Source organism: Pseudomonas deceptionensis, assembly GCF_900106095.1.
Lineage (GTDB): Bacteria > Pseudomonadota > Gammaproteobacteria > Pseudomonadales > Pseudomonadaceae > Aquipseudomonas > Aquipseudomonas deceptionensis.
In genome coordinates this window covers 1742258-1764991 of sequence record NZ_FNUD01000002.1, presented here as the reverse complement: position 1 = coordinate 1764991, position 22734 = coordinate 1742258, and the positions used below count along the sequence as shown (strand labels likewise).

General features: G+C 57.2%; 19 protein-coding genes. 10 read left to right on the top strand and 9 right to left on the bottom strand.

The genetic code is table 11. From position 1 onward, the window contains the following. Positions 1–516: 516 nt before the first annotated feature. Complete coding sequence (mqo, locus tag BLW11_RS08010; protein ID WP_048359206.1) at positions 517–2025, top strand: malate dehydrogenase (quinone); 1509 nt, start codon at positions 517–519, stop codon at positions 2023–2025. A gap of 71 nt (positions 2026–2096) precedes the next feature. On the opposite strand, the gene BLW11_RS08005 is transcribed toward mqo, so the two are convergent. The 6 genes from BLW11_RS08005 to BLW11_RS07980 all read right to left on the bottom strand — a co-directional run bounded on the left by BLW11_RS08005 (position 2097) and on the right by BLW11_RS07980 (position 7318). Continuing rightward, positions 2097–2537 (bottom strand): hypothetical protein, encoded by a 441-nt coding sequence (locus tag BLW11_RS08005; RefSeq protein ID WP_048359207.1) that lies wholly within the window; start codon positions 2535–2537, stop codon positions 2097–2099. Positions 2538–2744: 207 nt separating this feature from the next. Then, complete coding sequence (locus BLW11_RS08000; protein ID WP_048359208.1) at positions 2745–3032, bottom strand: PA4642 family protein; 288 nt, start codon at positions 3030–3032, stop codon at positions 2745–2747. A 51-nt stretch (positions 3033–3083) separates the two neighbouring features. Then, entirely contained in the window at positions 3084–3563 is a 480-nt protein-coding gene (locus BLW11_RS07995; RefSeq protein WP_048359209.1) for a hypothetical protein, read from the bottom strand. 84 nt (positions 3564–3647) lie between these two features. After that, positions 3648–5363 carry an ABC transporter ATP-binding protein/permease gene (locus BLW11_RS07990; protein WP_048359210.1) on the bottom strand — a complete coding sequence of 572 codons (1716 nt, stop codon included), beginning with the start codon at positions 5361–5363 and terminating at the stop codon, positions 3648–3650. 139 nt (positions 5364–5502) lie between these two features. Next, positions 5503–6063: a response regulator transcription factor gene (locus tag BLW11_RS07985; RefSeq protein WP_019823883.1), complete on the bottom strand. Its 561-nt coding sequence runs from the start codon at positions 6061–6063 to the stop codon at positions 5503–5505. Beyond that, positions 6056–7318, bottom strand: coding sequence for an ATP-binding protein (locus BLW11_RS07980; protein ID WP_048359211.1), 1263 nt, complete (start codon positions 7316–7318; stop codon positions 6056–6058). Before BLW11_RS07980 ends, BLW11_RS07985 begins: the two co-directional genes overlap by 8 nt. A 203-nt stretch (positions 7319–7521) precedes the next feature. Between BLW11_RS07980 and BLW11_RS07975 the strand changes: the two genes are divergently transcribed. The 9 genes from BLW11_RS07975 to BLW11_RS07935 all read left to right on the top strand — a co-directional run bounded on the left by BLW11_RS07975 (position 7522) and on the right by BLW11_RS07935 (position 19460). Further along, complete coding sequence (locus BLW11_RS07975; protein WP_048359212.1) at positions 7522–8238, top strand: SIMPL domain-containing protein; 717 nt, start codon at positions 7522–7524, stop codon at positions 8236–8238. A 417-nt stretch (positions 8239–8655) separates the two neighbouring features. Beyond that, complete coding sequence (locus BLW11_RS07970) at positions 8656–10281, top strand: ABC transporter substrate-binding protein (protein ID WP_048359213.1); 1626 nt, start codon at positions 8656–8658, stop codon at positions 10279–10281. 294 nt (positions 10282–10575) lie between these two features. Continuing rightward, complete coding sequence (locus BLW11_RS07965; RefSeq protein WP_048359214.1) at positions 10576–12174, top strand: ABC transporter substrate-binding protein; 1599 nt, start codon at positions 10576–10578, stop codon at positions 12172–12174. Between the two features lie 277 nt (positions 12175–12451). After that, on the top strand, positions 12452–13816 hold the full coding sequence (locus tag BLW11_RS07960; RefSeq protein ID WP_048359215.1) for an OprD family porin: 1365 nt from the start codon (positions 12452–12454) through the stop codon (positions 13814–13816). An 87-nt stretch (positions 13817–13903) separates the two neighbouring features. Continuing rightward, on the top strand, positions 13904–15499 hold the full coding sequence (locus BLW11_RS07955) for an ABC transporter substrate-binding protein (RefSeq protein ID WP_048359216.1): 1596 nt from the start codon (positions 13904–13906) through the stop codon (positions 15497–15499). A gap of 75 nt (positions 15500–15574) precedes the next feature. Further along, on the top strand, positions 15575–16585 hold the full coding sequence (locus BLW11_RS07950; RefSeq protein ID WP_048359217.1) for an ABC transporter permease subunit: 1011 nt from the start codon (positions 15575–15577) through the stop codon (positions 16583–16585). A gap of 10 nt (positions 16586–16595) precedes the next feature. Next, positions 16596–17507: an ABC transporter permease subunit gene (locus tag BLW11_RS07945; protein WP_048359218.1), complete on the top strand. Its 912-nt coding sequence runs from the start codon at positions 16596–16598 to the stop codon at positions 17505–17507. Between the two features lie 10 nt (positions 17508–17517). Then, positions 17518–18486 carry an ABC transporter ATP-binding protein gene (locus tag BLW11_RS07940; protein WP_048359219.1) on the top strand — a complete coding sequence of 323 codons (969 nt, stop codon included), beginning with the start codon at positions 17518–17520 and terminating at the stop codon, positions 18484–18486. Beyond that, positions 18486–19460, top strand: a complete 975-nt coding sequence (locus BLW11_RS07935; RefSeq protein ID WP_048359220.1) for a peptide ABC transporter ATP-binding protein — start codon at positions 18486–18488, stop codon at positions 19458–19460. The genes BLW11_RS07940 and BLW11_RS07935 overlap by 1 nt, the downstream gene beginning before the upstream one ends. Before the next feature lie 106 nt (positions 19461–19566). Here BLW11_RS07935 and BLW11_RS07930 read toward each other — a convergent pair whose 3' ends face one another. The 3 genes from BLW11_RS07930 to BLW11_RS07920 form a co-directional block, all read right to left on the bottom strand. Next, on the bottom strand, positions 19567–19863 hold the full coding sequence (locus tag BLW11_RS07930) for a hypothetical protein (RefSeq protein ID WP_048359221.1): 297 nt from the start codon (positions 19861–19863) through the stop codon (positions 19567–19569). A gap of 306 nt (positions 19864–20169) precedes the next feature. Then, entirely contained in the window at positions 20170–20424 is a 255-nt protein-coding gene (locus tag BLW11_RS07925; RefSeq protein ID WP_048359222.1) for a bacteriocin immunity protein, read from the bottom strand. A 4-nt stretch (positions 20425–20428) separates the two neighbouring features. Next, positions 20429–22678 carry an S-type pyocin domain-containing protein gene (locus BLW11_RS07920; protein ID WP_048359223.1) on the bottom strand — a complete coding sequence of 750 codons (2250 nt, stop codon included), beginning with the start codon at positions 22676–22678 and terminating at the stop codon, positions 20429–20431. Between the last annotated feature and the right edge of the window lie 56 nt (positions 22679–22734).

The following is a 22734-nucleotide window of genomic DNA, read 5'->3' as shown; positions in this document are numbered from 1 at the left end:
GATTTATTCTTGCCTGAACCCACAATTTTCACATGGTCTGCCAGAGCTGCCATTACGCTCGGCCACTTGTTCGGGGCCAAGCTTGCGGCAGCCCTTTTTTGAGGTTCACGTCTCCAAAAGAGCGTGAAAAAAAAACGGGTTTCACAACTTCACAAGAGTGTGGCGAGCAAATGAAAAGTTTTGCGTCTGAACATGCACCATTAGCGTCTGAAACAGCTCCACCAAGCAGGATCGAAGTCGGCTCCACAGCACGAGACTGAAGCCTGTCCGCTTACGGATTTGGTTGCACAAACGGACGCTCTAGACCTTAAGTCGAATTGCCTCCCGAGTACTGAAATGCGTTCATATGAACCTTGAAGGCCCGGTTGGTGGCGTCCGCTAAAGTTGCAAGAAATTGCGAAGAATCGGACATGGCGATCCCGGCCATGAGTGTCCCGAGGCTCTATCAGCTGTACGCCTCGGAACACCTGGCAGCTATGCCGTCAATTTGGTGCCGTAGATTTTGGAGACGCGTTAATGGCGCATAACGAAGCAGTGGACGTAGTACTGGTTGGAGCGGGCATCATGAGTGCCACCCTCGCCGTACTGCTCAAAGAGCTCGACCCCGGCATCACGCTGGAAGTTGTTGAGCAGATGGACTCCGGTGCTGCGGAGAGTTCCAACCCGTGGAACAACGCAGGCACCGGCCACGCTGGCCTTTGTGAATTGAACTACACGCCACAGGCGGCTGATGGTTCGATCGATATCAAAAAGGCTGTGCATATCAATGCCCAGTTCGAAGTCTCGAAACAGTTTTGGGCCTACCTGGCGCAAAAAGGGACCTTCGGTTCGTGCAAGTCCTTCATCAGCCCAGTGCCTCACCTGAGCTACGTTGAAGGCGAAAAAGGCGTGTCCTTCCTGAAAAAACGTTTTGAAGTGCTGAGCAAGCACCATGCGTTTTCAGACATGGAATACACCGAAGACAAAGCCAAGATGACCGAGTGGATGCCCCTGATGATGCCGGGCCGCCCTGCGGACCAACACATCTCGGCCACCCGCGTAATGCAGGGTACTGACGTCAACTTCGGCGCCCTGACCCAGCAGCTGCTCAAGCATCTGGCCAGCGCACCGGACACCCAGATCAAGTACAGCAAAAAAGTTACCGGCCTCAAGCGTAATGGCAGTGGCTGGACCGTCAGCATCAAGGACACCAACAGCGGCAACACCCGCGACGTTGATGCCAAGTTCGTGTTCCTGGGGGCAGGCGGTGCGGCCTTGCCGCTGCTGCAAGCCTCGGGCATCGAAGAAAGCAAAGGCTATGGCGGCTTCCCGGTCAGCGGCCAATGGCTGCGTTGCGACAACCCGGAAGTGGTCAAGCTGCACCAGGCCAAGGTTTACAGCCAGGCCGCAGTGGGTTCGCCGCCGATGTCGGTGCCGCACCTGGACACTCGCGTGGTTGATGGCAAAAAGTCGTTGCTGTTCGGACCTTATGCCGGCTTCACCACCAAGTTCCTCAAGCACGGTTCGTTCCTTGACCTGCCGATGTCGATCCGTCTGGGCAACATCGGGCCAATGCTCGCCGTCGCTCGCGACAACATGGACCTGACCAAGTACCTGGTCAGCGAAGTGCGCCAGTCGATGGAGCAACGTCTCGACTCCCTGCGTCGCTTCTACCCGCAGGCAAAAGCCGAAGACTGGCGTCTTGAAGTGGCCGGCCAACGGGTTCAGATCATCAAGAAAGACCCGAAAAAAGGCGGCGTGCTGCAGTTCGGTACCGAACTGGTTGCGGCCAAAGACGGCTCGCTGGCTGCTCTGCTGGGCGCCTCTCCGGGCGCTTCGGTCACGGTGTCGATCATGCTGGACCTGATCGAACGTTGCTTCGCACAGAAGGCCAATGGCGAATGGGCAACCAAGCTCAAGGAAATCTTCCCGGCACGGGAAAAAGTCCTTGAAACCGACGCCGAGCTGTATCGCGAAATCAGCACCCGCAACTCCGAGTTGCTGGAACTGGTAGAGCCACAAAGTGCTGGCACCAGCATCGCGTAACGCCTGCGCACCATAATGAAGCAAAACATAAAAGCCCGCGCCCCGTTCTGGAGCGCGGGCTTTTTGTTGCCTTAGCCCATGGTGAACATCACCCGCGTACCACCATTGCGCGAAAATTCGTCATCGTCCGGCACAGCAATAAGCTCGGCCGCACAGGTGGCAGGGATCGCCCCGATCGACTTGGCCTGGGCCCAGCGATTGAGGTTGATTGCACCCGGTGTGAGATGGCCAAAGCCGAAATGACAAACCTGCTCACCCTGGTGATAGGTGAATGTGTCAGTCCCTCGGGACAGGGGCATGTAGTACAGCAGTTCCTGACTGGTATACGGCTCGACGACAAAGTCGTGCCCTTTGTTTTCAGGAGGTTCCAGCCATGAAAAATCGTTTCCCGGGGCAATGGCCCGGACCGATGCATTGAATATCTCGACCTCCAGCACCTCATCGGCGGCCAGCACGGTACAGCTCGCAACACTCAATCCAACGGCAAAAACAAAACCGGCTACAGGGTTCATTGTTTGACTCCATTCCATTCGGGGTTCTGCCCATCGTCCTGATGGGCACCTGACATGCTTGATGTCAGCTTGAGTATTGTTCGCCCACGCAAATGCAACCCGACGCAATGAGCTCAGGGTTAGTCGGATTTTTCTGTAAATAGGGGGGGTTAGAGGGGGCTATCAGAAATAAAGCATTCAGCGCCCCTGAGGGCGCTGAAAGTAGCATCAGCCGCGAGTCTGCTCGATAAGCTCGATGTACTCATCGGCGTTACGCTGATCCTTGATGATGTCTACAAACGTCTGGCCATGCTCATCTTTGCCATCCAGGTCGTAACCAGCCTCTTTGAAGAAGGTCAGGAAACGCCCAAAGTCATCGATACGCAGACCGCGATAGGCTTTGATCAGTTTGTGCAGCGACGGCGAAATGGCGTCCACGGGTTCAAAGTCCAGGAACAACTTGATCTGCTCGTCGCCGATCTCATCACCAATCAACTGCTTCTTATCTTTACGCATGTCCGACTCCAGCCTGCTGATACTTCACGGGGCCCGCAGTTTACCCAAGGCTCAACGTGCGCGCACGCTACCGGTGTGCAAGTCAGCCCAGATATGGCCATTGGCATAGGTCAAAAACTGGCAATAGACCGTGTCGTTACGCAACAGCTCCATCACCACCGGGTATTGAGACGGCGGATACGACAACGTCAGCGTTCGGTTTTTACTGTCAAACACGGGCTTTTTCAGGCTTTTGCTTTCGCCGTCAAACGAGATCAGCACCTGGCTCACCGTCGCCCCCTGGCTCAGCGGCTTGCCTTTCAAGCGCAGCAGCAAAGGTGAGGTCACCGGGATCGGCTGCTGATTGGATTGACGCTGGTTGCCCACCACCACCGAATACGATGTCACCTGCATCAGCTGTTGCTGCTCCGGTTTTTCGGCACGCAACTGCAGGTCATCCATGGGTAAAAACTGTGCATGCATCGGCGCGGCGGCCAGGGGCAGGCTCGCCAGCATCAGGCTCAGCGCAGCACTGCGAAGTAAAAGGCTCATGTCGTGTTCCAAAGCGCGGGGAGCGGCACTTTAGCATGCGCGCCGCAAGCACCGGGAGGCGCAGAGCACCTCCCGGCAGGCTGGCTACTGCGCCATCAACTGCCCCGCCTCGATCCGCACATGCCGAGGGTGGAAGCGCGCCAGACTGCTGCGATGCCCCACGCTGACAATGCTCAACCCCGGCAGTTGATCGATGAGGGCCTGGTACATCATGGCCTCGTCTTCTTCGTCCATCGCCGAGGTGGCCTCGTCCATGTAAAGCCACCGCGGCCGATACAACAGCGCGCGGGCAAAGGCCAAGCGTTGCTGCTCGCCCCCGGACAACAGGCGCTGCCAGTGGTTGACCTCGTCGAGCTTGGAGATCAGATGCTCAAGACGGCAGCTACGCAGCACTTGCTCATAGCGTTCTGTGTCGTAGCTGTCGCCGGGCTGTGGATAACTCAAGGCGTCACGCAGGGTGCCAATGGGCAGGTACGGCTTTTGTGGCAAGAACAGCGCGCGCTCCTCGGGCAACCGGATCGCCCCGCCTCCTTGCGGCCAAAGCCCGCCCATGGCCCGCAACAAGGTACTTTTACCGCTTCCGGAGCGGCCGCTGAGCATCACCCTGTCCCCGGCCTCCACCTGCAAGTTGGCGTCATGCAGCAAAGGGCGGCCATCGGCCAGGTCCAGGCTAAGCTCATCAATCTTCAGCGCCTCCCCCTGGTGCTGTACATCAATCGCCGGTGCACGCTGTTCATTGTCGGTCATGGCCTGGCGAAAGCTGAGCAAACGATCACAGGTGGCGCGCCATGCGGCCAAGGTCACGTAGGCGTCGATAAACCAGCTGAAGTTCTCTTGCACGTTGCTGAAGGCCGAGTTGATTTGCATCAGTTCCCCCAGCTCGATCTTGCCAGCGAAGTAGCGCGGCGCGGCGACAACAAACGGAAAGATAATGGCGATTTGCGAGTAACCCGCGGTGAAAAACGTCAGGCGCTTTGTCACCTTCATTTGCGTCCAGAAGTTCTTCCAGACCCGATCGAAACGTGTGCTCAGCCGCTCATGCTCATTGGGCTCACCGTTGTACAACGCAATGCTCTCGGCGTTTTCCCGCACCCGAACCATCGCGAAACGCAGGTCAGCTTCGAAGCGTTGTTGTTGATTGCTCAAACCGATCAGGCGGCGACCAATCAAGTGCGCCAGCCAGCTACCGACGGCGGCGTACAGCAGCGCGCACCAGAACATGTAACCGGGGATGGTGATGCCAAAGACGTCAATGCTGCCCGAAACGCCCCACAGGATCACCGAGAAGGACACCAGACTGACCAGGGTACGGATCAAGCCAAGGCCGAGGGTGAGGGTATTGTCGGTGAACGAGTTGAGGTCTTCACTGATGCGCTGGTCAGGGTTATCGGTGTAACCGCCCTGCTCCAGCTGGTAGTAGTTCTTGTGTTCGAGCCACCGTGCGAAATGCTTTTCGGTCAGCCAGCGACGCCAGCGAATGGTCAGCATCTGGGTCAGGTAAAGCCGGTATACCGCACCGACAATGCCCACCGCCGCGATGATCCCGAAATAGCCGATCAGGCTCCAGAACGCAGCGCCGTCCTTTTTCTCCAGCGCGTTGTAGAAGTCCTTGTACCAATGGTTGATCCACACCGAGATGCCCACGCTGACCAGGGACAAGGCGATCACTGCAACCAGCAACGTCCACGCCCAGGCACGCTCTTCACTGCGCCAGTAGGGTGTTATGAGGCCCCAGACCCGAGGTATGAATTGCCCACGCACAGCATCATTCACGACAGAAGGCTCAGCGTTCTGATTCATTGTTCAGGCTCGATCGGAGTAAAGAACACCTGCAAACCGGTCAGGACGACCGGCCCACGACGCGTTGAAACGTCTTGACGCAGAGTAGGTCCTGCCGCCATTTCGTTGCAAGGCGCAACGCAATGGCGACAGCTCCTGTTCAGCGTCTTACCGGGCGCTTTTGCAACTTGCGCTGCAACGTACGACGGTGCATGCCCAGGGCACGGGCAGTGGCCGAAATATTGCCTTCATGCTCACCCAGCACGCGCTGGATGTGTTCCCACTGCAGACGGTCAACCGACATCGGGTTGTCCGGCACCAGGGTTTCGAGGTCAGCATGCTGGGACAACAAAGCGGCGAGTACGTCATCCGCATCCGCAGGTTTGCACAGGTAATTGCAGGCGCCGCGCTTGATCGCCTCAACGGCTGTGGCGATGCTCGAATAGCCGGTGAGGATCACCACCCGCATCTCGGGATCAAGCTCAAGCAGCTTGGGCAGCAGGACCAGGCCTGAATCGCCGTCCATTTTAAGATCCAGCGCCGCATAATCGGGAAGATCCTGTTGAGCCAGAATCAGCCCTTCTTCAGCGGAGCCCGCCGTGCTGACGCGAAAACCGCGTCGGCTCATGGCGCGAGCCATCACGCGGGTAAACGTGGCGTCGTCATCTACCAACAACAAATGCGGCAGCTCTTCGCCTTCGACCTGAATTTCTTCACTCATTTTCATTTCCTCGGGCGACACGTGGGAGGCGCAGCTCAGTGAGCGTTCCGCCATCCTCATGACTGTAGAGTTTTACCGAGCCGCCAGCGCGGGTCACGCTGGCTTTGCTCAAGAATAGGCCCAGACCGAAGCCTTTGCCCTTGGTGGTAAAAAAGGGTTTGCCGATTTGCTCGGCGATGGCCAACGGTACACCTGGACCGTGGTCGCGAATACTGATGGTCAAATCAACTGCATCCCAATCGAGGCAGACTTCCAGCCCTTCAGGGCAGGCGTCGGCTGCATTGTTGAGCAAGTTGAGCAGCGCCTGGGTCAAGTCCGGCGGTGGCGCCAGGCGCGGAACCGGCGCGTGGCCCAGGCACTGAAAGCGGTAAGTGGCTTCAGGGCGCATCAAGTGCCAGCGGTTCAAGGCCTCGTCCAGCCACTGCGTGACGTCCTGAACCTCAATCGCCAAACGACGGTTGGCTTCAGCGGCACGCACCAGTTGCTGCAGGGTTTCCTTGCACAGCTTGACCTGATCCTGAAGCACGCTCAGATCATCCTGCAATTCAGGGTCCTGATGATCACGGCGCATCTCTTTAAGCAGCACGCTCATGGTCGACAACGGTGTACCCAACTCGTGGGCGGCACCGGCCGCTTGCGTTGCCACCGCCAGCAATTGCTGGTCGCGCAGACCTTCTTCACGGCGCAGGGCACGCAGTTCTTCCTGACGGCGCAGCTCTTCACCCATCTTGGCAGCGAAAAACGTAATCACTGCCGCCGACAGCGCAAAACTCAGCCACATCCCGTAAATCTGCAGCTTTTCGCGGAAGAACGGCACCGTGTCTATCGGGTAGAACTGCATCAGCAACAGCGTGTAGAGCGCCAGCGCAATCCCGGTCAGCACCAACGAGTAACGCCAGGGCAATGTCACCGCAGCGATGGTCAGCGGCACCAGGTAATAAGACACAAACGGGTTGGCCGAGCCTCCCGAGAAGTACAGCAAGGCGCTGTGGATAAACAGGTCACAAGCCAGTTGCAGCGCGTATTCCAGCTCCGTCACCGGCCAGGTGGTGCGTAGCCGGATCGCGGTAAAAGCACACAGCAGCATGGAAAAACCGAGTGTGATACTCAGCTGGAACCAGGGCAGCGGCAGCAAATTGAACAGGTAGGCAAAGCCCACTGAACCCGCTTGCGCAGCCAGCACCAACATGCGGATAAACGTAAGGCGCCACAGGTTCTGGCGGGTTGCAGACAATAATTGAACGGGGGCGAGCATGAGCTCTCCTGATGATCGCTCCAGGCGGATCGCACGGAGTATAACCAAGCAGGCGGCCCGACAGGCAAAAGTGCGGCAAAGAGCCACAGTGCTTTTTGTGGAATGAAGGCAGGCAGTCAAATGTATTGAATATGTAACTGGGCGAACTGATGGCCACTCTCTAGAGTCTTATAGGTCTTGCTGACCTCATCCAAGGAGCCTTCATGTCTACTTTCAAGCCTACTGCCGCCCTTCTGACCCTGAGCCTCGGCGCAATTGCCAGTGCCCCCGCCCTGGCCGACGACATTCATTACAACCAGATCTCCTTGCGTGCCGAAGCCAGTCAGGAAGTCCCCCGCGACCTTATGATCGTGACGTTGTACACCGAGGCGCAAAATACCGATGCAGCCAAGCTGGCCGCTGAAATAACCACCTCGATGAACAAGGCAATTGGCCAGGCCAAGTCCGTCAAGGAAGTGACCTTGCGCCAGGGCAACCGCAACAGCTACCCGATTTACGACAACAAAACCCAGAAGATCACCGGCTGGCGTGAGCGCGCCGAACTGCGCCTGGAAAGCACCGACTTTGCCGCATTGTCCAAGCTCACCGGCGATCTGATGCAAACACTGAAAATGGGCAGCATGCAGTTCACCGTCGCCAATGCCACCCGCAAAACCAGCGAAGACGCGCTGCTCAAGGATGCCGTCAATGCATTCAAGGCCCGCGCCCAGCTGGCCACCGATGCTCTGGGTGGCAAGGGTTACAAAATCGTCAACCTGAACCTCAACACCAATGGCTATCCGCAGCCCTACATGCGCAGCGCGATGATGATGAAAGCTGGCGCCCCGGCGATGGACTCCGCGCCGACTCCGGAAGTCGAAGCCGGTACCAGCGAAGTCAGCATGAGCGCCGACGGTGTGATTGAAGTCCAGATGCAGTAAACCTCGATACAACCTCAAAACCCCTGAAGCGACCACGCTTCAGGGGTTTTTTTATGCCTCGGAGTAAAACCGGCAGAACGTCCTAAGCTGAAGAGACGGGGTTTGGGCAGGCACCTTCAGCCCTGACCTGCTGCGCACCCTGACAAGAGTCTCAATAAGTAACAGTGCTGACCTAAAACAGTGCAGCTGACGCTCTGGAGGCTTCAAAACATGTAAGTAAATGCGTCTAAAAGCAGGACGCAAACGATCAAATGCGTCATTAGTTATATATAAGCGACATTCTTGTACGATCGTTCCACGTTTTAGAGCTTCAATCACTTCCGCATATTGCATTGGGTATGGGCTGTGCATAAGTATCGCCGGGTCGACTCACGAGGTCGTCCTCAAACCAAAAATGACAAAAATCATGAGGCCACCATGTTCAAACACGCGGTCATTCCGTTTTTAGTAGGCGCCAGCCTGTTGGCAAGCGCACCTTTCGCCCATGCAGCGACCAATCTGGTGTTCTGCTCTGAAGGCAGCCCGGCTGGTTTTGACCCGGGCCAGTACACCACCGGTACTGACTTCGATGCGTCGGCCGAAACCATCTACAACCGTTTGAGCCAGTTCCAGCGTGGCGGTACCGCCGTAGAGCCAGGCCTGGCGACCAGCTGGGATGTCTCGCCGGACAACCTGACATGGACCTTCCACCTGCGTGATGGCGTCAAGTTCCACACCACGCCGTACTTCACGCCGACCCGTGATTTCAACGCCGACGACGTGCTCTTCACGTTCAACCGCATGCTCGACAAAGACATGCCGTTCCGTAAGGCCTACCCGACCGAATTCCCTTATTTCACCGACATGGGCATGGATAAAAACATCGCCAAGGTGGAAAAAATCGACGACAAGACCGTGCGCTTCACGCTGAACACGGTCGATGCCGCATTCATCCAGAACCTGGCCATGAGCTTTGCCTCCCTCCAGTCCGCCGAGTACGCCGACAAGCTGCTCAAGGAAGGCAAGCCTGCCGATATCAACCAGAAGCCGATCGGCACCGGCCCATTTGTATTCAAGAGCTACCAGAAAGACTCGAACATCCGTTACACCGGCAACAAGGACTACTGGAAGCCTGAAGACGTCAAGATCGACAACCTGATCTTCGCCATCACCACCGACCCGTCGGTGCGCATCCAGAAGCTTAAAAAGAACGAGTGCCAGGTCACCCTCTTCCCGCGCCCGGCAGACCTCAAGGCCCTTGGCGAAGACACCAACCTGAAGATGCCGCATCAGGCCGGCTTCAACCTCGGTTACATCGCCTACAACGTGATGGACAAGATCAAGGGCAGCAACGAGCCAAACCCGATGGCCCAGCTCAAGGTCCGTCAGGCGCTGGACATGTCGGTGAACAAGCAGCAAATCATCGACTCGGTGTACCAGGGCGCAGGCCAGCTGGCTGTTGGCTCCATGCCGCCGACCCAATGGTCGTATGACACCAGCATCAAGGACGCCCCTTTCGACCCGGAAAAAGCCAAGCAGCTGCTTAAAGAAGCGGGCATCAAGGACGGCACCGAAATCACCCTGTGGGCCATGCCGGTTCAACGTCCCTACAACCCCAATGCCAAGCTGATGGCTGAAATGCTCCAGTCCGACTGGAGCAAGATCGGCATCAAGGCCAAAATCATGACCTACGAATGGGGCGAGTACATCAAGCGCTCCAAGGGCGGTGAGAACGGCGCAATGCTGATTGGCTGGAGCGGCGACAACGGTGACCCGGACAACTGGCTCGGCACCCTGTTCGGTTGCGACTCGCTGGAAGGCAACAACTTCTCCAAGTGGTGCGATCCGCAGTTCGACAAACTGGTGAAAGCCGCCAAGGCCACCACCGACGTTGCAGAGCGCACAAAACTGTACCAACAGGCGCAGCAACTGCTCAAAAGCCAAGTCCCTATGACACCTATCGCACACTCGACGGTGTATCAGCCGATGCGCAAAAACGTAGAGGATTTCAAGATCAGCCCGTTCGGCTTGAACTCCTTCTACGGAGTCAGCATCACCAAATAAAGGACCGGCGAATGCGGCTATAACGCCGCATTCGCTTACCCGCCAAGGCGTCGGAATTATCTTTCAACTTAAAGCCACCGCGAACTACAGCGGAGGCAATAGGACGTCGAGATTTTTCCTACAGCTCGGTCAGGCCCGACGCATTTACTCCTGCTCGTCGCCCCTCTAACGTCGACGTACGGCCGCTCTATTGCGCCGATTACAGCACCGTTGCTGTGAAGTTGACGCCTGAGCGACCGCGCTGCTGCTAAAGCGTGAATTCAGGACTCAATAACAAAAAGGAATGGGATCGCCATGCGCAACCCTCTGGTTTTATCTGTTTTGCTCAGTGCCGGCGTACTTGCCGGCAGCCCGCTCGCAAACGCCGCCAACAGCCTGGTGTTTTGCTCTGAAGGCAGCCCTGCCGGTTTTGATACCGCGCAGTACACCACCGCCACCGACAACGACGCGGCCGAGCCGATCTACAACCGCCTCGCCGAATTCGAAAAAGGCGGCACCGCCGCCGGCCCGGCCCTTGCCACTCGCTGGGATATTTCCGAGGACGGCCTGACCTACACCTTCCACCTGCGTGACGGGGTCAAGTTTCACACCACCAAGTGGTTCACTCCGACCCGTAATTTCAATGCCGATGACGTGCTCTTCACGTTCAACCGCATGCTTAACCCCGAACACCCGTTCCGTAAGGCTTACCCGACCGAGTTCCCCTACTTCACCGGGATGAGCCTGGACAAGAACATCGCCAGCGTCGAAAAAACCGACCCGATGACCGTGGTCATGAAACTCAATTCGGTAGACGCCGCCTTTATTCAAAACCTGGCCATGAGCTTTGCCGCGATCCTGTCCGCCGAATACGCCGATCAACTGCTCAAGACCGGCAAGCCAAGCGACATCAACCAGAAGCCGGTCGGCACCGGGCCGTACGTGTTCCAGCGCTATCAAAAAGACTCGAACATCCGTTATGCCGCCAACAAGGATTACTGGGACCCGAGCCAGGTCAAACTCGATAACCTGATTTTCTCGATCAACGTCGATGCCTCCGCCCGCATGCAGAAGCTGCGCAAGAACGAATGCCAGGTTTCGCTGAGCCCGCGCCCGGCAGACGTCGCAGCCCTCAAGGCAGACCCGAAGCTGCAGGTCATCGAAAAGCCCGGCTTCAACCTCGGTTACATCGCCTACAACGTGCAACACAAGCCGTTTGACCAGCTGCAAGTGCGTCAGGCGCTGGATATGGCCGTCAACAAGGACGAGATCCTCAAGGCCGTGTACCAGGGCGCAGGCCAAAAGGCAGTCAATGCCATGCCGCCGACGCAATGGTCCTACGACGAAACCATCGTTGACGCCCCCTACAACCCTGAAAAAGCCAAAGAGCTGCTCAAGGCCGCAGGCGTCAAGGAAGGCACCGAAATCACCCTGTGGGCCATGCCCGTACAGCGTCCTTACAACCCGAACGCCAAGCTCATGGCCGAAATGCTGCAGTCGGACTGGGGCAAGGTCGGGCTCAAGGTCAAGATCGTCAGCTATGAATGGGGCGAGTACATCAAGCGCACCAAAAATGGCGAGCATGACATCAGCCTGATTGGCTGGACCGGCGACAACGGTGACCCGGACAACTGGCTCGGCACGCTGTACAGCTGCGACGCCATTGGCGGCAATAACTACTCCATGTGGTGCGACAAGGACTACGACGCGCTGGTCAAAAAAGCCAAGACCGTCACCGACCGTGACCAACGCACAGTGCTCTACAAACAGGCCCAGCAGTTGCTCAAGCAACAGGTGCCGATCACACCCATTGCGCACTCCACGGTCAACCAGCCGTTAAGCGCAAAAGTCGAAGGGTTCAAGGTCAGCCCCTTCGGGCGCAACGCCTTCTCGGGTGTCAGCCTCAAAGACTAAAACACAAGCCAGTGCCGGTGTGGGAGCGAGCCAGCTCGCGAAGGCCGTTAGCGATAACCCGATCAAGACGATGTTGGGATATTCGCGAGCAGGCTCGCTCCCACAGTTGACGATACACAACACCCAGCCTGCATCAGCAGGCCACTTTTCAGGTGGCCCGCTGAACTTCACCTACCAGGCTTAAGGCAAACGTTTGTAAAGCTTCAAATAGTTCAACAACAGCCGGACCAAACCAAAAAGGTCGGCAATAAAAAAAGAAAGTAAAGGAGCCTCAACCATGAAAGTCACTAGCAGCGCGTTGTTAGCCTTGTCCATCAGCAGCCTCACGGCGATGGCACATGCCGATGAGTTCATGCCTACCGAATTGAAAGCCACCAGCGCTCAAAGCGAAACCAAGGGTTTCATTGAAGAGCAGTCACTGAGCGGCACCACCCGCAACTGGTACGCCAACGAACTCAAGCGTCGCGATGATCGCTTCAGCTACAACAACCATGGCACCCGAGAGTCCACCCCGCGCCGGATCAACTGGGTGCAGGGCACCATCCTCGATTACAAGTCGGGGTTCACCCAGGGCACCATCGGCTTCAGCACCCAGGTTGCGGCTTACAACGCCGTTGCTCTGGACCGTGACGCCAAAGACATTGCCGGCCCGAACAACCGCACCCTCACCCACAGCGACGGCGATGCTGTCGGCCAGTGGAGCAAACTGGGCCTGGCCAACCTCAGCGCACGCATGTCCAACACCACGCTGACGGTAGGCCGGCAGAACTTCAGCAGCCCGACCATCGACGTGATCGGTAACCGTGCACTGCCTTCCAGCTTTCAAGGGGTGGGCTTGCACAGTGAAGAGTTCAACAACCTGTCCTTCGACGCTGGCTCCTTTGACCGCGTATCCCCGCGTACCGAAGCAAGCCTGAGCAAGTTCCGCAGCGAGTACGGCGCAGCCGGCGCCGAAACTGACCGTGCCAGCGTTGCTGGCCTGAACTACCAGCCGCTCAAAAACCTGAAAACCACGCTGTACGCGACTCACGTTGAAGACTTCTGGAACCAGTACTACTTCGGCGCCGTACACGACATCGGCGACAACGCCGTGCTGGGCCTGAACACCAATCTCAACTACTACAAAACCCTCGATACCGGCAGCAAGGCCCTGGGCAACATCAACAACGATGCCTACAGCCTGGCATTCGGCCTGACCCACCAGGCCCATACCGTGACCCTGGCGTTCCAGCAAATCGTCGGCGACGAGTACTTCGACTACCTGCACGAAACCAACGGTATCTACCTGGCCAACTCCCTGCTCTCGGACTTCAACGGCCCGAACGAGAAGTCGCTGCAACTGGCTTACAGCATCAACATGGCGCAATACGGCATTCCAGGCCTGAAGTTCAACGCCTACCACGCTCGCGGCTGGGACATTGACGGTACCAAGTACAAAGGCACCGCCTACGACGTGAAGAACATGGACGGCGAAGACCACTCCGAATACAGCATTGGCACATCCTATGCCGTTCAAAGCGGTCCACTGAAAGCCACTGCCATCCGCGCAACCTACACCACCCACCGCGCCAGCAAAAACCAGGCAGACGGCAACATCAACGAGTTCCGTCTGGTGACCACCATCCCGTTCAACATTCTGTAAACACACCCTTTGCACACAAAGACCACGGCTGATTCGACGAGTCAGCCGTGGTCGTTACGCTGGTTCAACTGATTGGAGAGGATTGCCATGAAAAGACTTCCACTACGCACCGCCATAGCTGTGGCACTGCTTAGTACAGCGGTCAGTATTTCGGCCAAAAATCTGGTGGTCTGCACCGAAGCCAGCCCTGAAGGGTTCGATATCGTCCAATTCACCACCGCCGTTTCCGCCGATGCTTCGGCTGAAACCATCCTCAACCGCCTGGCCGACTTTGCTCCCGGCACAACAAATGTTGAACCCGCCCTGGCCGAACGATGGGACATCAGCCCCGACGGTCTTGAGTACACTTTTTACCTGCGCCCCGGCGTGAAATTCCACACCACCGATTACTTCAAACCGACCCGAACCCTGAACGCCGACGATGTCGTCTGGAGTTTCCAGCGCCAGCTGGACCCGAATCACCCGTGGCACAAACTGTCGTTGGTCGGTTACCCCTACTTTGAAAGCATGGGCTTCAAAGACCTGCTCAAAAGCGTCGAGAAAGTTGACGACCTGACGGTGAAAATCACCCTCAACCACGCCGAGGCACCTTTTCTGCGCGACGTGGCCATGCCATTCACGTCCATCTATTCAGCCGAATACGCCGACCAACTGCTCAAGTCCGGTAAAACGGCGGACCTGAACAACAAGCCCATCGGCACCGGCCCGTTTATCTTCGTGCGGTACAACAAAGATGCCCAGGTCCGCTTCAAGGCCAACCCGGACTACTTCCGTGGCAAGCCGCCCACCGATGCACTGATCTTCGCCATCACCACCGACAGCAACGTGCGCCTGCAAAAGCTCAAGGCCAACGAATGCCAGATCGCGCTGTACCCCAAGCCCGATGATGTCAAAAACATCCGCACCGACCCGAACCTCAAGGTCGATGAGCTGGCCGCGCTGATGACCAGCTATATCGCCATGAACTCCAGTCACAAATACCTGAGTGATGTACGGGTGCGCAAAGCCATCGACATCGCCTTCGACAAACAGACATACCTCAACACCGTGCACGGTGAAGGCAATGCGCTGATCGCGATCAACCCGTACCCGCCCACCATGCTTGGCTACAACAAAAGCATTCAAAGCCCGCCCCGCGACCTGGACAAGGCCCGGGCACTGCTCAAGGAAGCCGGTGTACCGCAAGGTACGGTGCTGACCCTCTTCACCCGCAACGGCGGCGGCCCGACCAACCCCAACCCGATGCTGGGGGCACAGTTGTTGCAATCGGACCTTGCACAGGTCGGCATCAAACTGGACATTCGTGTCATGGAATGGGGCGAAATGCTCAAGCGCGCCAAAAGTGGCGAGCATGATCTGGTCTCTACCGGATGGGGCGGCGACAACGGCGACCCGGACAACTTCCTGACCCCGCTGCTCAGCTGCGAGGCTGCCAAAAATGGCGAGAACTACGCACGCTGGTGCAATAAAAACTTCGAAGCCCTGATTACCAAGGCCCGAAATATCAGTGAACCCGCTGAACGGGCTGCGCTCTATGAACAGGCGCAGCTCATTTTCAATCAAGATCAACCCTGGATTAACGTAACCCATCCTATGCTCTTTACAGCCATGCGCAAAAACGTCGAGGGATATACCCTGAGCCCGTTGACCAACAACAACTTCGCCACGACCCAGGTGAAGTAGAACAATAAAAAACCCGCCAGGGTTCACCTGAACACTGGCGGACCTGCCTAACCGGCTGATGAGGTACACCACACGATGTTTAGTTTTATTGCCCGCCGAGTGGGGTTGTTGATCCCCACTTTCTTCGGCATCACCCTGCTGACCTTTGCCCTGATCCGCATGATCCCGGGCGATCCAGTTGAAGTCATGATGGGTGAGCGTCGGGTCGATCCCGAAATGCACGCCCAGGCCATGGAACGTCTGGGCCTGAACAAACCGCTCTATGAGCAATACATTGACTACGTCACCAAGCTTGCTCATGGCGATTTGGGCGAGTCATTGAGAACCCGTGAAAGCGTGTGGACCGAGTTTTCCGCGCTGTTCCCTGCCACCCTCGAACTGGCCTCAGCTGCGCTGTTGTTCGCCGGCATCTTCGGGTTACTGGCGGGGGTCATCGCTGCGCTCAAGCGAGGCTCGTTATTTGACCACGGGGTGATGGGCATCTCCCTGGCGGGTTATTCAATGCCAATCTTCTGGTGGGGCCTGATTTTGATCATGTTCTTCTCGGTGGGTCTGGGCTGGACCCCGGTTTCCGGGCGGATCGACCTCTTGTACGACATTGAGCCAAAAACCGGTTTCATGCTCATCGACACCCTGCTCAGCGACCAGCCCGAGGCTTTCTGGGACGCGTTGCACCACATGATCCTGCCCGCCATTGTGCTGGGCACCATCCCGCTGGCCGTGATCGCCCGCATGACCCGCTCGTCCATGCTTGAAGTGCTGCGCGAAGACTACATCCGTACCGCCCGCGCCAAAGGCCTGTCGCCTGCGCGCGTGGTGTTCGTGCATGGCCTGCGCAACGCCCTGATCCCGGTACTGACCGTGGTCGGCCTGCAAGTCGGCACCCTGCTGGCCGGTGCCGTCCTGACCGAAACCATTTTCTCGTGGCCCGGTATCGGCAAGTGGCTGATCGAAGCCATTGGCGCCCGGGACTATCCCGTGGTGCAAAACGGCATCCTGCTAATCGCCTGCCTGGTGATTCTGGTCAACTTCGTAGTGGACATCCTCTACGGCTTTGCCAACCCACGCATCCGCCACCAGCGCTGAGATCCTGACCATGACTTCCTCTACAAACGCTACCGAAGTGGATCAAAGCCTGCTTTATCCATCACCTTACAAAGAGTTCTGGCACGCCTTCTCCAGGAACAAAGGGGCCGTTGCCGGCCTGATGTTCATGTGCCTGATCGTGTTCTGCGCCATCTTTGCCCCCTGGGTCGCGCCGCACAACCCGAGCGAGCAATACCGCGACTTTCTGCTGACCCCGCCGGTCTGGCTTGAAGGCGGCCAGTGGCAATTTTTGCTCGGCACCGACGAACTGGGCCGTGACCTGCTGTCGCGCCTGATTGAAGGCTCGCGCCTGTCGCTGCTGATCGGTTTGTCGTCGGTGGTGATCTCGCTGATTCCGGGCGTGATCCTGGGCCTGTTTGCCGGGTTCTTCCCGCGCCTCCTGGGCCCGACCATCATGCGTTTGATGGACATCATGCTGGCCCTGCCGTCACTGCTGCTGGCCGTGGCGATTGTCGCCATCCTCGGCCCTGGCCTGATCAACACCGTGATCGCCATCGCCATCGTGTCCTTGCCGTCCTACGTGCGTCTGACCCGGGCCGCCGTCATGGGCGAGCTCAACCGCGACTACGTGACCGCTGCCCGCCTGGCCGGCGCCAGCTTGCCGCGCCTGATGTTCGTCACCGTGCTGCCCAACTGCATGGCGCCGTTGATCGTTCAGGCCACCCTCAGTTTCTCCTCGGCGATTCTCGACGCCGCCGCACTGGGCTTCCTCGGTTTGGGCGTACAGCCGCCAACTCCGGAGTGGGGCACCATGCTCGCCTCGGCCCGTGACTACATCGAACGTGCCTGGTGGGTCGTGAGCCTGCCCGGTCTGACCATTTTGCTCAGCGTGCTGGCAATCAACCTGATGGGCGACGGTCTGCGCGATGCGCTGGACCCGAAACTCAAGAACGCCGCCTGAGGAGATTCCCATGTCACTGTTAGAAATCAAGAATCTCAACGTTCGTTTTGGCGACGCCAAGGCGGTGCCGGTGGTCGACGGCCTGAGCCTGTCTGTGGATAAAGGTGAAGTCCTGGCCATCGTGGGCGAGTCTGGCTCCGGCAAGTCCGTGACCATGATGGCGCTGATGGGCCTGATCGAGCACCCCGGCATCGTGACCGCCGACGCGTTGAACTTCGACGGCAAGAACATGCTGACACTCAGCGCCCGTCAACGTCGGCAAATCGTCGGCAAGGACATGGCCATGGTCTTTCAAGACCCCATGACCGCGCTGAACCCCAGCTACACCGTGGGTTTCCAGATCGAAGAAGTGCTGCGTCTGCACCTTAAAATGTCCAGCAAGGCAGCGCGCAAACGGGCCATTGAGCTGCTGGAAAAAGTCGAAATTCCGGGGGCTGCCAGCCGCATGGAAGCCTACCCGCACCAGTTGTCGGGTGGCATGAGCCAACGCGTGGCGATTGCCATGGCCATTGCCGGCGAGCCCAAATTGTTGATCGCTGACGAGCCGACCACCGCGCTGGACGTGACTATTCAAGCCCAGATCATGGAGTTGCTGCTCAACCTGCAGCGCGAGCAGGACATGGGCCTGGTACTGATCACTCACGACCTGGCCGTGGTCGCCGAAACTGCCCAGCGGGTGTGCGTGATGTACGCCGGCCAGGCTGTTGAAGTCGGCAATGTACCGGGGCTGTTTGATGTGCCGGCGCATCCGTACAGCGAAGCATTGCTGGCCGCGATCCCGGAACACAGCATGGGCGCTGCACGCCTGGCCACCTTGCCCGGCATCGTGCCGGGGCGTTACGACCGCCCGCAAGGCTGTCTGTTGTCGCCACGCTGCCCGTACGTCCAGGAAAAATGCCGTCAACAACGTCCTGAGCTGGAACAAAAAGCTCATAGCCAGGTGCGCTGCTTCTTCCCCTTGAATCAGGAGGTGGCGTAATGACTGTCGTTCTTACCGCCCGTGACCTAACCCGTCATTACGAAGTGTCCCGTGGCTTGTTCAAAGGCCACGCACTGGTGCGCGCCCTCAACGGTGTGTCGTTTGAACTTGAAGCCGGCAAAACCCTTGCGGTGGTTGGCGAGTCCGGTTGTGGCAAGTCCACCCTGGCCCGTGCCCTGACCTTGATTGAAGAACCGTCCTCGGGCTCGTTGAAAATTGCCGGGCAGGAAGTGACGGGCGCCAACAAGGCGGAGCGCAAGCAACTGCGCAAAGACGTGCAGATGGTGTTCCAGAGCCCTTACGCCTCGCTCAACCCACGGCAAAAAGTGGGTGACCAACTGGCTGAGCCGCTGCTGATCAACACCCAGCTGAGCGCCAGCGAACGCCGCGAAAAAGTCCAGGCCATGATGAAACAGGTCGGCTTGCGCCCTGAGCACTACCATCGCTACCCGCACATGTTTTCGGGCGGCCAGCGCCAGCGTATCGCCCTGGCACGGGCCATGATGCTGCAACCCAAAGTGCTGGTGGCCGACGAGCCGACCTCCGCGCTCGACGTGTCGATTCAGGCGCAGGTGCTCAACCTGTTCATGGACTTGCAGCAAGAGTTCAACACCGCCTACGTTTTCATCTCGCACAACCTGGCGGTGGTGCGGCATGTGGCTGACACGGTATTGGTGATGTACCTGGGCCGCCCGGTCGAAATGGGCCCCAAGGAAGAGATCTACACCCGGCCGCTGCATCCCTACACTCAGGCATTGCTCTCGGCCACCCCGACCATCCACCCGGACCCGAACAAGCCGAAAATCAAGATCGTGGGCGAGCTGCCCAACCCGCTGAACCCGCCTTCAGGCTGTGCTTTCCACAAGCGCTGCCCTTATGCGACCGAGCTGTGCAGCACTGACGAGCCAGCCTTGCGCCTGCTCGACAACCGCCAGGTTGCTTGCCATCACGCGGAGCAGTTCCTGCAGGTTTAACGCCTGACACTGACCTGTAGCCGCTGCCGCAGGCTGCGATAAGGACCGAAGGGCCTTCACGACCCCTTCGGGCTCGATCGCAGCCTGCGGCAGCGGCTACAGGACACTACGTCTGGCTATCGCCTTCGTCGCCCTCATCACCTCCATCGCCGCTATCGCCACCGCCATCTGCACCGCCGTCACCATCAGTCTGGTCATCATCCCCCGAGCTGCCGCCCTGCCCCTGATCCCCTGGTTCCGAATCTGATTTATAGATCGCATCAATCGTCGGCCCCGGCACACCTGTCGCAGAAAACCCTGCCCCCGGGCTGGTCAGCGGATTACTCGCCCATGCCGCCGACGCACTCACCGTCAGCAACACCAGCACCTTGAGCAGCAACACAATGCGTTGAAAAAGCTTCATGGCGATTTCCATCCTGTTGTGGGAAAAACACCCTTTAAACCTAGTTCGCCCCCTTCAGCTTTTCCAGAAACACACAGGTTGCGATATACCCATTCGGAGTTACGCAGCCGCGTTTATCGATACTTTGTGGCGGGGCTTCTCCCCCTTGTAGCAGTTGACGAGCAGCGCGAGGCTACGTCCGGCTGCGTAGCAGTCGTAAAACCAATCAGCTGAGATGTATCAGGTGCATCGTACTGACCGGATGCTTAGCCAATAAAAAGCTCAGCCATTCAAGAATACTGAATGACTGAGCCTGATAAGGAGCAATTACGCAGATTTAAATCCGGTCTTGCCGTTAGCGGCACGCCATTCTTTAACTTCTTTTACAATGCCTTCTGGACTATCTTCTCTATTATCTCTTGGGTAAAAAATCAGATCTGATCCATCAGGATGCTCTGTCAAACGCTCAAACTCTAAAACCATTTTCACGTCTTCATCCTCTGTGCGCAAACTGCTATCGCACAGCGATATAACATAGTCCAAAAACTCTTTTTCAGTGTAGTCAGAAATTTGTTTTTTCATTAGTTCACTCCTCCGCTCGATGTATTTCTTTATGGCGCTTCGGTGTCACTACAGTAATATTTTCGAGGTCATAAACAGCACCACCCCTCGAAACATAAACCTTATGATGAAGCTCGAATTTTACAGCAGCACCAGCACGCTCAGATGTACTTACGAATGGAGATTTACCATTAAAAATCGCTGATAAATTCTGCCTTTTAAACTGTTTGGCCAACTCAGGATCATTCGCAACCGCCCTCCAAAACGCCTCCCGAAACGCCCTGAAATTTCTAAACTCCTTACCCCGTAACTGGTCTGCAATCTGCGACGGAACGGGAGCCCCCTCACCTTGCGCCGCAGCCCCCAGCCAGATACCCGTCACCGGCTGCCCCATCCCCGTTGCTACCCCTGCATCCTCGCGGGGATCTCGGAACATCACATACAGTGGCGGTAGACCGGAGCCCGCCGGGAATACCGTGATGAAGTCATCAAAGCCGGCTTCAGCAAGCCCCGGAAAAGCGTCAATCCTGCCCACAACCGGCGTTACCGTGGCGCCAGTGTAGACCGTTGGCGCAGGTTGCTCAGCGGGGGAGGTGGTTGAGCTGTTCCCCGGATGGACGATAGGTGTCCATGTCAAAGTTCTCGCTGGCACGTCATCAGTCGTGACGCTATATACGTTCTGCTCAGGGCTAAACGTGGCAACCACCACCCTGACTTTCGACGGAACAGTGACGCCATCGGTTTTAGCGACGAAAACTTCTGATTGCCCATCAGCAGCTGTTTTTGAACTGATACGCACAGGCAGATCAACAGTGCCACTGGCGGCAGCGACAGCCGATAAATCCTGACCGAGCGCAGGAGCCAGGTCCGACAACGGCATGCTAAAAGCATAACGCTCAGGCAGCTCCCCATTAGCCAGCTTGGGCGAATACACCAAAGCAGACACACCGACCAAAAGCCCCGAAGCCGTACCCGCCGCCAAGCTTCCCAACGCAGCAACTGCAGAGCGGATAGCCGCTTGCAGGGTAACTGCCGCTGCATCAATAACCGCGACGGTTCCCGCTGAAGTCATAAACAGGGGGCTTGTCGCTGACGAGGCACCTGGGGCACGAAACGTATTGGCTATACGGATAGTGTGTTCAGCCTGCTTTGCCCGCTCCGCCAAACTGCCAAAAACATTCCCGGTTAACGTGAGATACCTGGCTGACTCCGTCTTCAGTAAAGCATCGTGATAACTCAGCCACTTAACCCCCAACTGAGTATGGGTTTGCAAGGACACCAACTCGTTGAGCGCCTCCAACTCGGGCTTGCTCAAGGGGGCCTTGATTTTCGGGTTCTCTGCTGGATAGTGAAATGTGATTCCGCCCCTGCTGAGTGGCGGGGGCGCATAAACAGGATTGATTTCGGCGATTTTAGACGCAGCCATGCCCTCTAGCGTCTGCGTGAAATGGTTCAACGCTTCAGAAGCAGTCATACCCTTCACAGAGCCTGCAGCAGTGGCAAACTCTATATGGAGAAACTCCGGCAGTTGCTGAGCATGAATATCCTGTTCCCGAGTGATGATGTCCATTCGCTGATAAACAACTGCGTCATTGGCAGTACCCTGCACGTGCTCTACTTGCAGCGCCAAATCAGCAAGCTTGCCCGAAAGAAAAGTGGTGGAAAGCGAAAGCGCTTTGAGCTCCATAGCCGACTGATAAACATGATCAAACTGGGCGAACAGCGCCATAAGCACTTCACGAGGGTTGTTGCCGTTATGACTGTTAAAAAAATCGTTTATTTTATTGCTCGACAGCAATGTCATCAAAAAATAGGGACTTTGGCCATAAAGCCCATATATCTCAGGCGCAAGGGCTATGTACTGTTGCCGCTTGGACTCAATAAGTTCCAAGGTAACGTGTTGATCTGTTACCGCTGACTCCGCAGCCCCCAGAGCCTGAGCGCCGCTGGCCAGCAACTTTTTTTCTTGCAGCTCCCGAGCAATATCAGCCAAGAGACTATTGAATCGCGCACCATAGTCGTGATCAATGGCCGCCTGATTGTGGATTTGTTCATTCATGAATTCCGCAACAACATTGGGCTTTGCAACTTCACGGATATTGCTCGGCCCTCCCTCTCCTCTACGCGCCCCTTCGTTCAACCCCCATGTGTTGTACCCACCACCAAACTTAATTTCAGATTCCCATTTCCCCACAATGGGATAGGGTGCCAATTCGTATGAACCGGGACCGATTATTCTGTGAGGCCCCAAGTATTTATTAACTTCATTAGGCATTAAGCTGAACTCCTCTCATTGTAAACACTTACAAAACACCCTCTCTTGATAAGACC

Excerpts from the sequence above, each read along its gene's own strand:
- mqo (WP_048359206.1), top strand. The coding sequence starts at position 517 with ATGGCGCATAACGAAGCAGTGGACGTAGTACTGGTTGGAGCGGGCATC.
- BLW11_RS08005 (WP_048359207.1), bottom strand. The coding sequence starts at position 2,537 with ATGAACCCTGTAGCCGGTTTTGTTTTTGCCGTTGGATTGAGTGTTGCG.
- BLW11_RS08000 (WP_048359208.1), bottom strand. The coding sequence starts at position 3,032 with ATGCGTAAAGATAAGAAGCAGTTGATTGGTGATGAGATCGGCGACGAG.
- BLW11_RS07995 (WP_048359209.1), bottom strand. The coding sequence starts at position 3,563 with ATGAGCCTTTTACTTCGCAGTGCTGCGCTGAGCCTGATGCTGGCGAGC.
- BLW11_RS07990 (WP_048359210.1), bottom strand. The coding sequence starts at position 5,363 with ATGAATCAGAACGCTGAGCCTTCTGTCGTGAATGATGCTGTGCGTGGG.
- BLW11_RS07985 (WP_019823883.1), bottom strand. The coding sequence starts at position 6,063 with ATGAGTGAAGAAATTCAGGTCGAAGGCGAAGAGCTGCCGCATTTGTTG.
- BLW11_RS07980 (WP_048359211.1), bottom strand. The coding sequence starts at position 7,318 with ATGCTCGCCCCCGTTCAATTATTGTCTGCAACCCGCCAGAACCTGTGG.
- BLW11_RS07975 (WP_048359212.1), top strand. The coding sequence starts at position 7,522 with ATGTCTACTTTCAAGCCTACTGCCGCCCTTCTGACCCTGAGCCTCGGC.
- BLW11_RS07970 (WP_048359213.1), top strand. The coding sequence starts at position 8,656 with ATGTTCAAACACGCGGTCATTCCGTTTTTAGTAGGCGCCAGCCTGTTG.
- BLW11_RS07965 (WP_048359214.1), top strand. The coding sequence starts at position 10,576 with ATGCGCAACCCTCTGGTTTTATCTGTTTTGCTCAGTGCCGGCGTACTT.
- BLW11_RS07960 (WP_048359215.1), top strand. The coding sequence starts at position 12,452 with ATGAAAGTCACTAGCAGCGCGTTGTTAGCCTTGTCCATCAGCAGCCTC.
- BLW11_RS07955 (WP_048359216.1), top strand. The coding sequence starts at position 13,904 with ATGAAAAGACTTCCACTACGCACCGCCATAGCTGTGGCACTGCTTAGT.
- BLW11_RS07950 (WP_048359217.1), top strand. The coding sequence starts at position 15,575 with ATGTTTAGTTTTATTGCCCGCCGAGTGGGGTTGTTGATCCCCACTTTC.
- BLW11_RS07945 (WP_048359218.1), top strand. The coding sequence starts at position 16,596 with ATGACTTCCTCTACAAACGCTACCGAAGTGGATCAAAGCCTGCTTTAT.
- BLW11_RS07940 (WP_048359219.1), top strand. The coding sequence starts at position 17,518 with ATGTCACTGTTAGAAATCAAGAATCTCAACGTTCGTTTTGGCGACGCC.
- BLW11_RS07935 (WP_048359220.1), top strand. The coding sequence starts at position 18,486 with ATGACTGTCGTTCTTACCGCCCGTGACCTAACCCGTCATTACGAAGTG.
- BLW11_RS07930 (WP_048359221.1), bottom strand. The coding sequence starts at position 19,863 with ATGAAGCTTTTTCAACGCATTGTGTTGCTGCTCAAGGTGCTGGTGTTG.
- BLW11_RS07925 (WP_048359222.1), bottom strand. The coding sequence starts at position 20,424 with ATGAAAAAACAAATTTCTGACTACACTGAAAAAGAGTTTTTGGACTAT.
- BLW11_RS07920 (WP_048359223.1), bottom strand. The coding sequence starts at position 22,678 with ATGCCTAATGAAGTTAATAAATACTTGGGGCCTCACAGAATAATCGGT.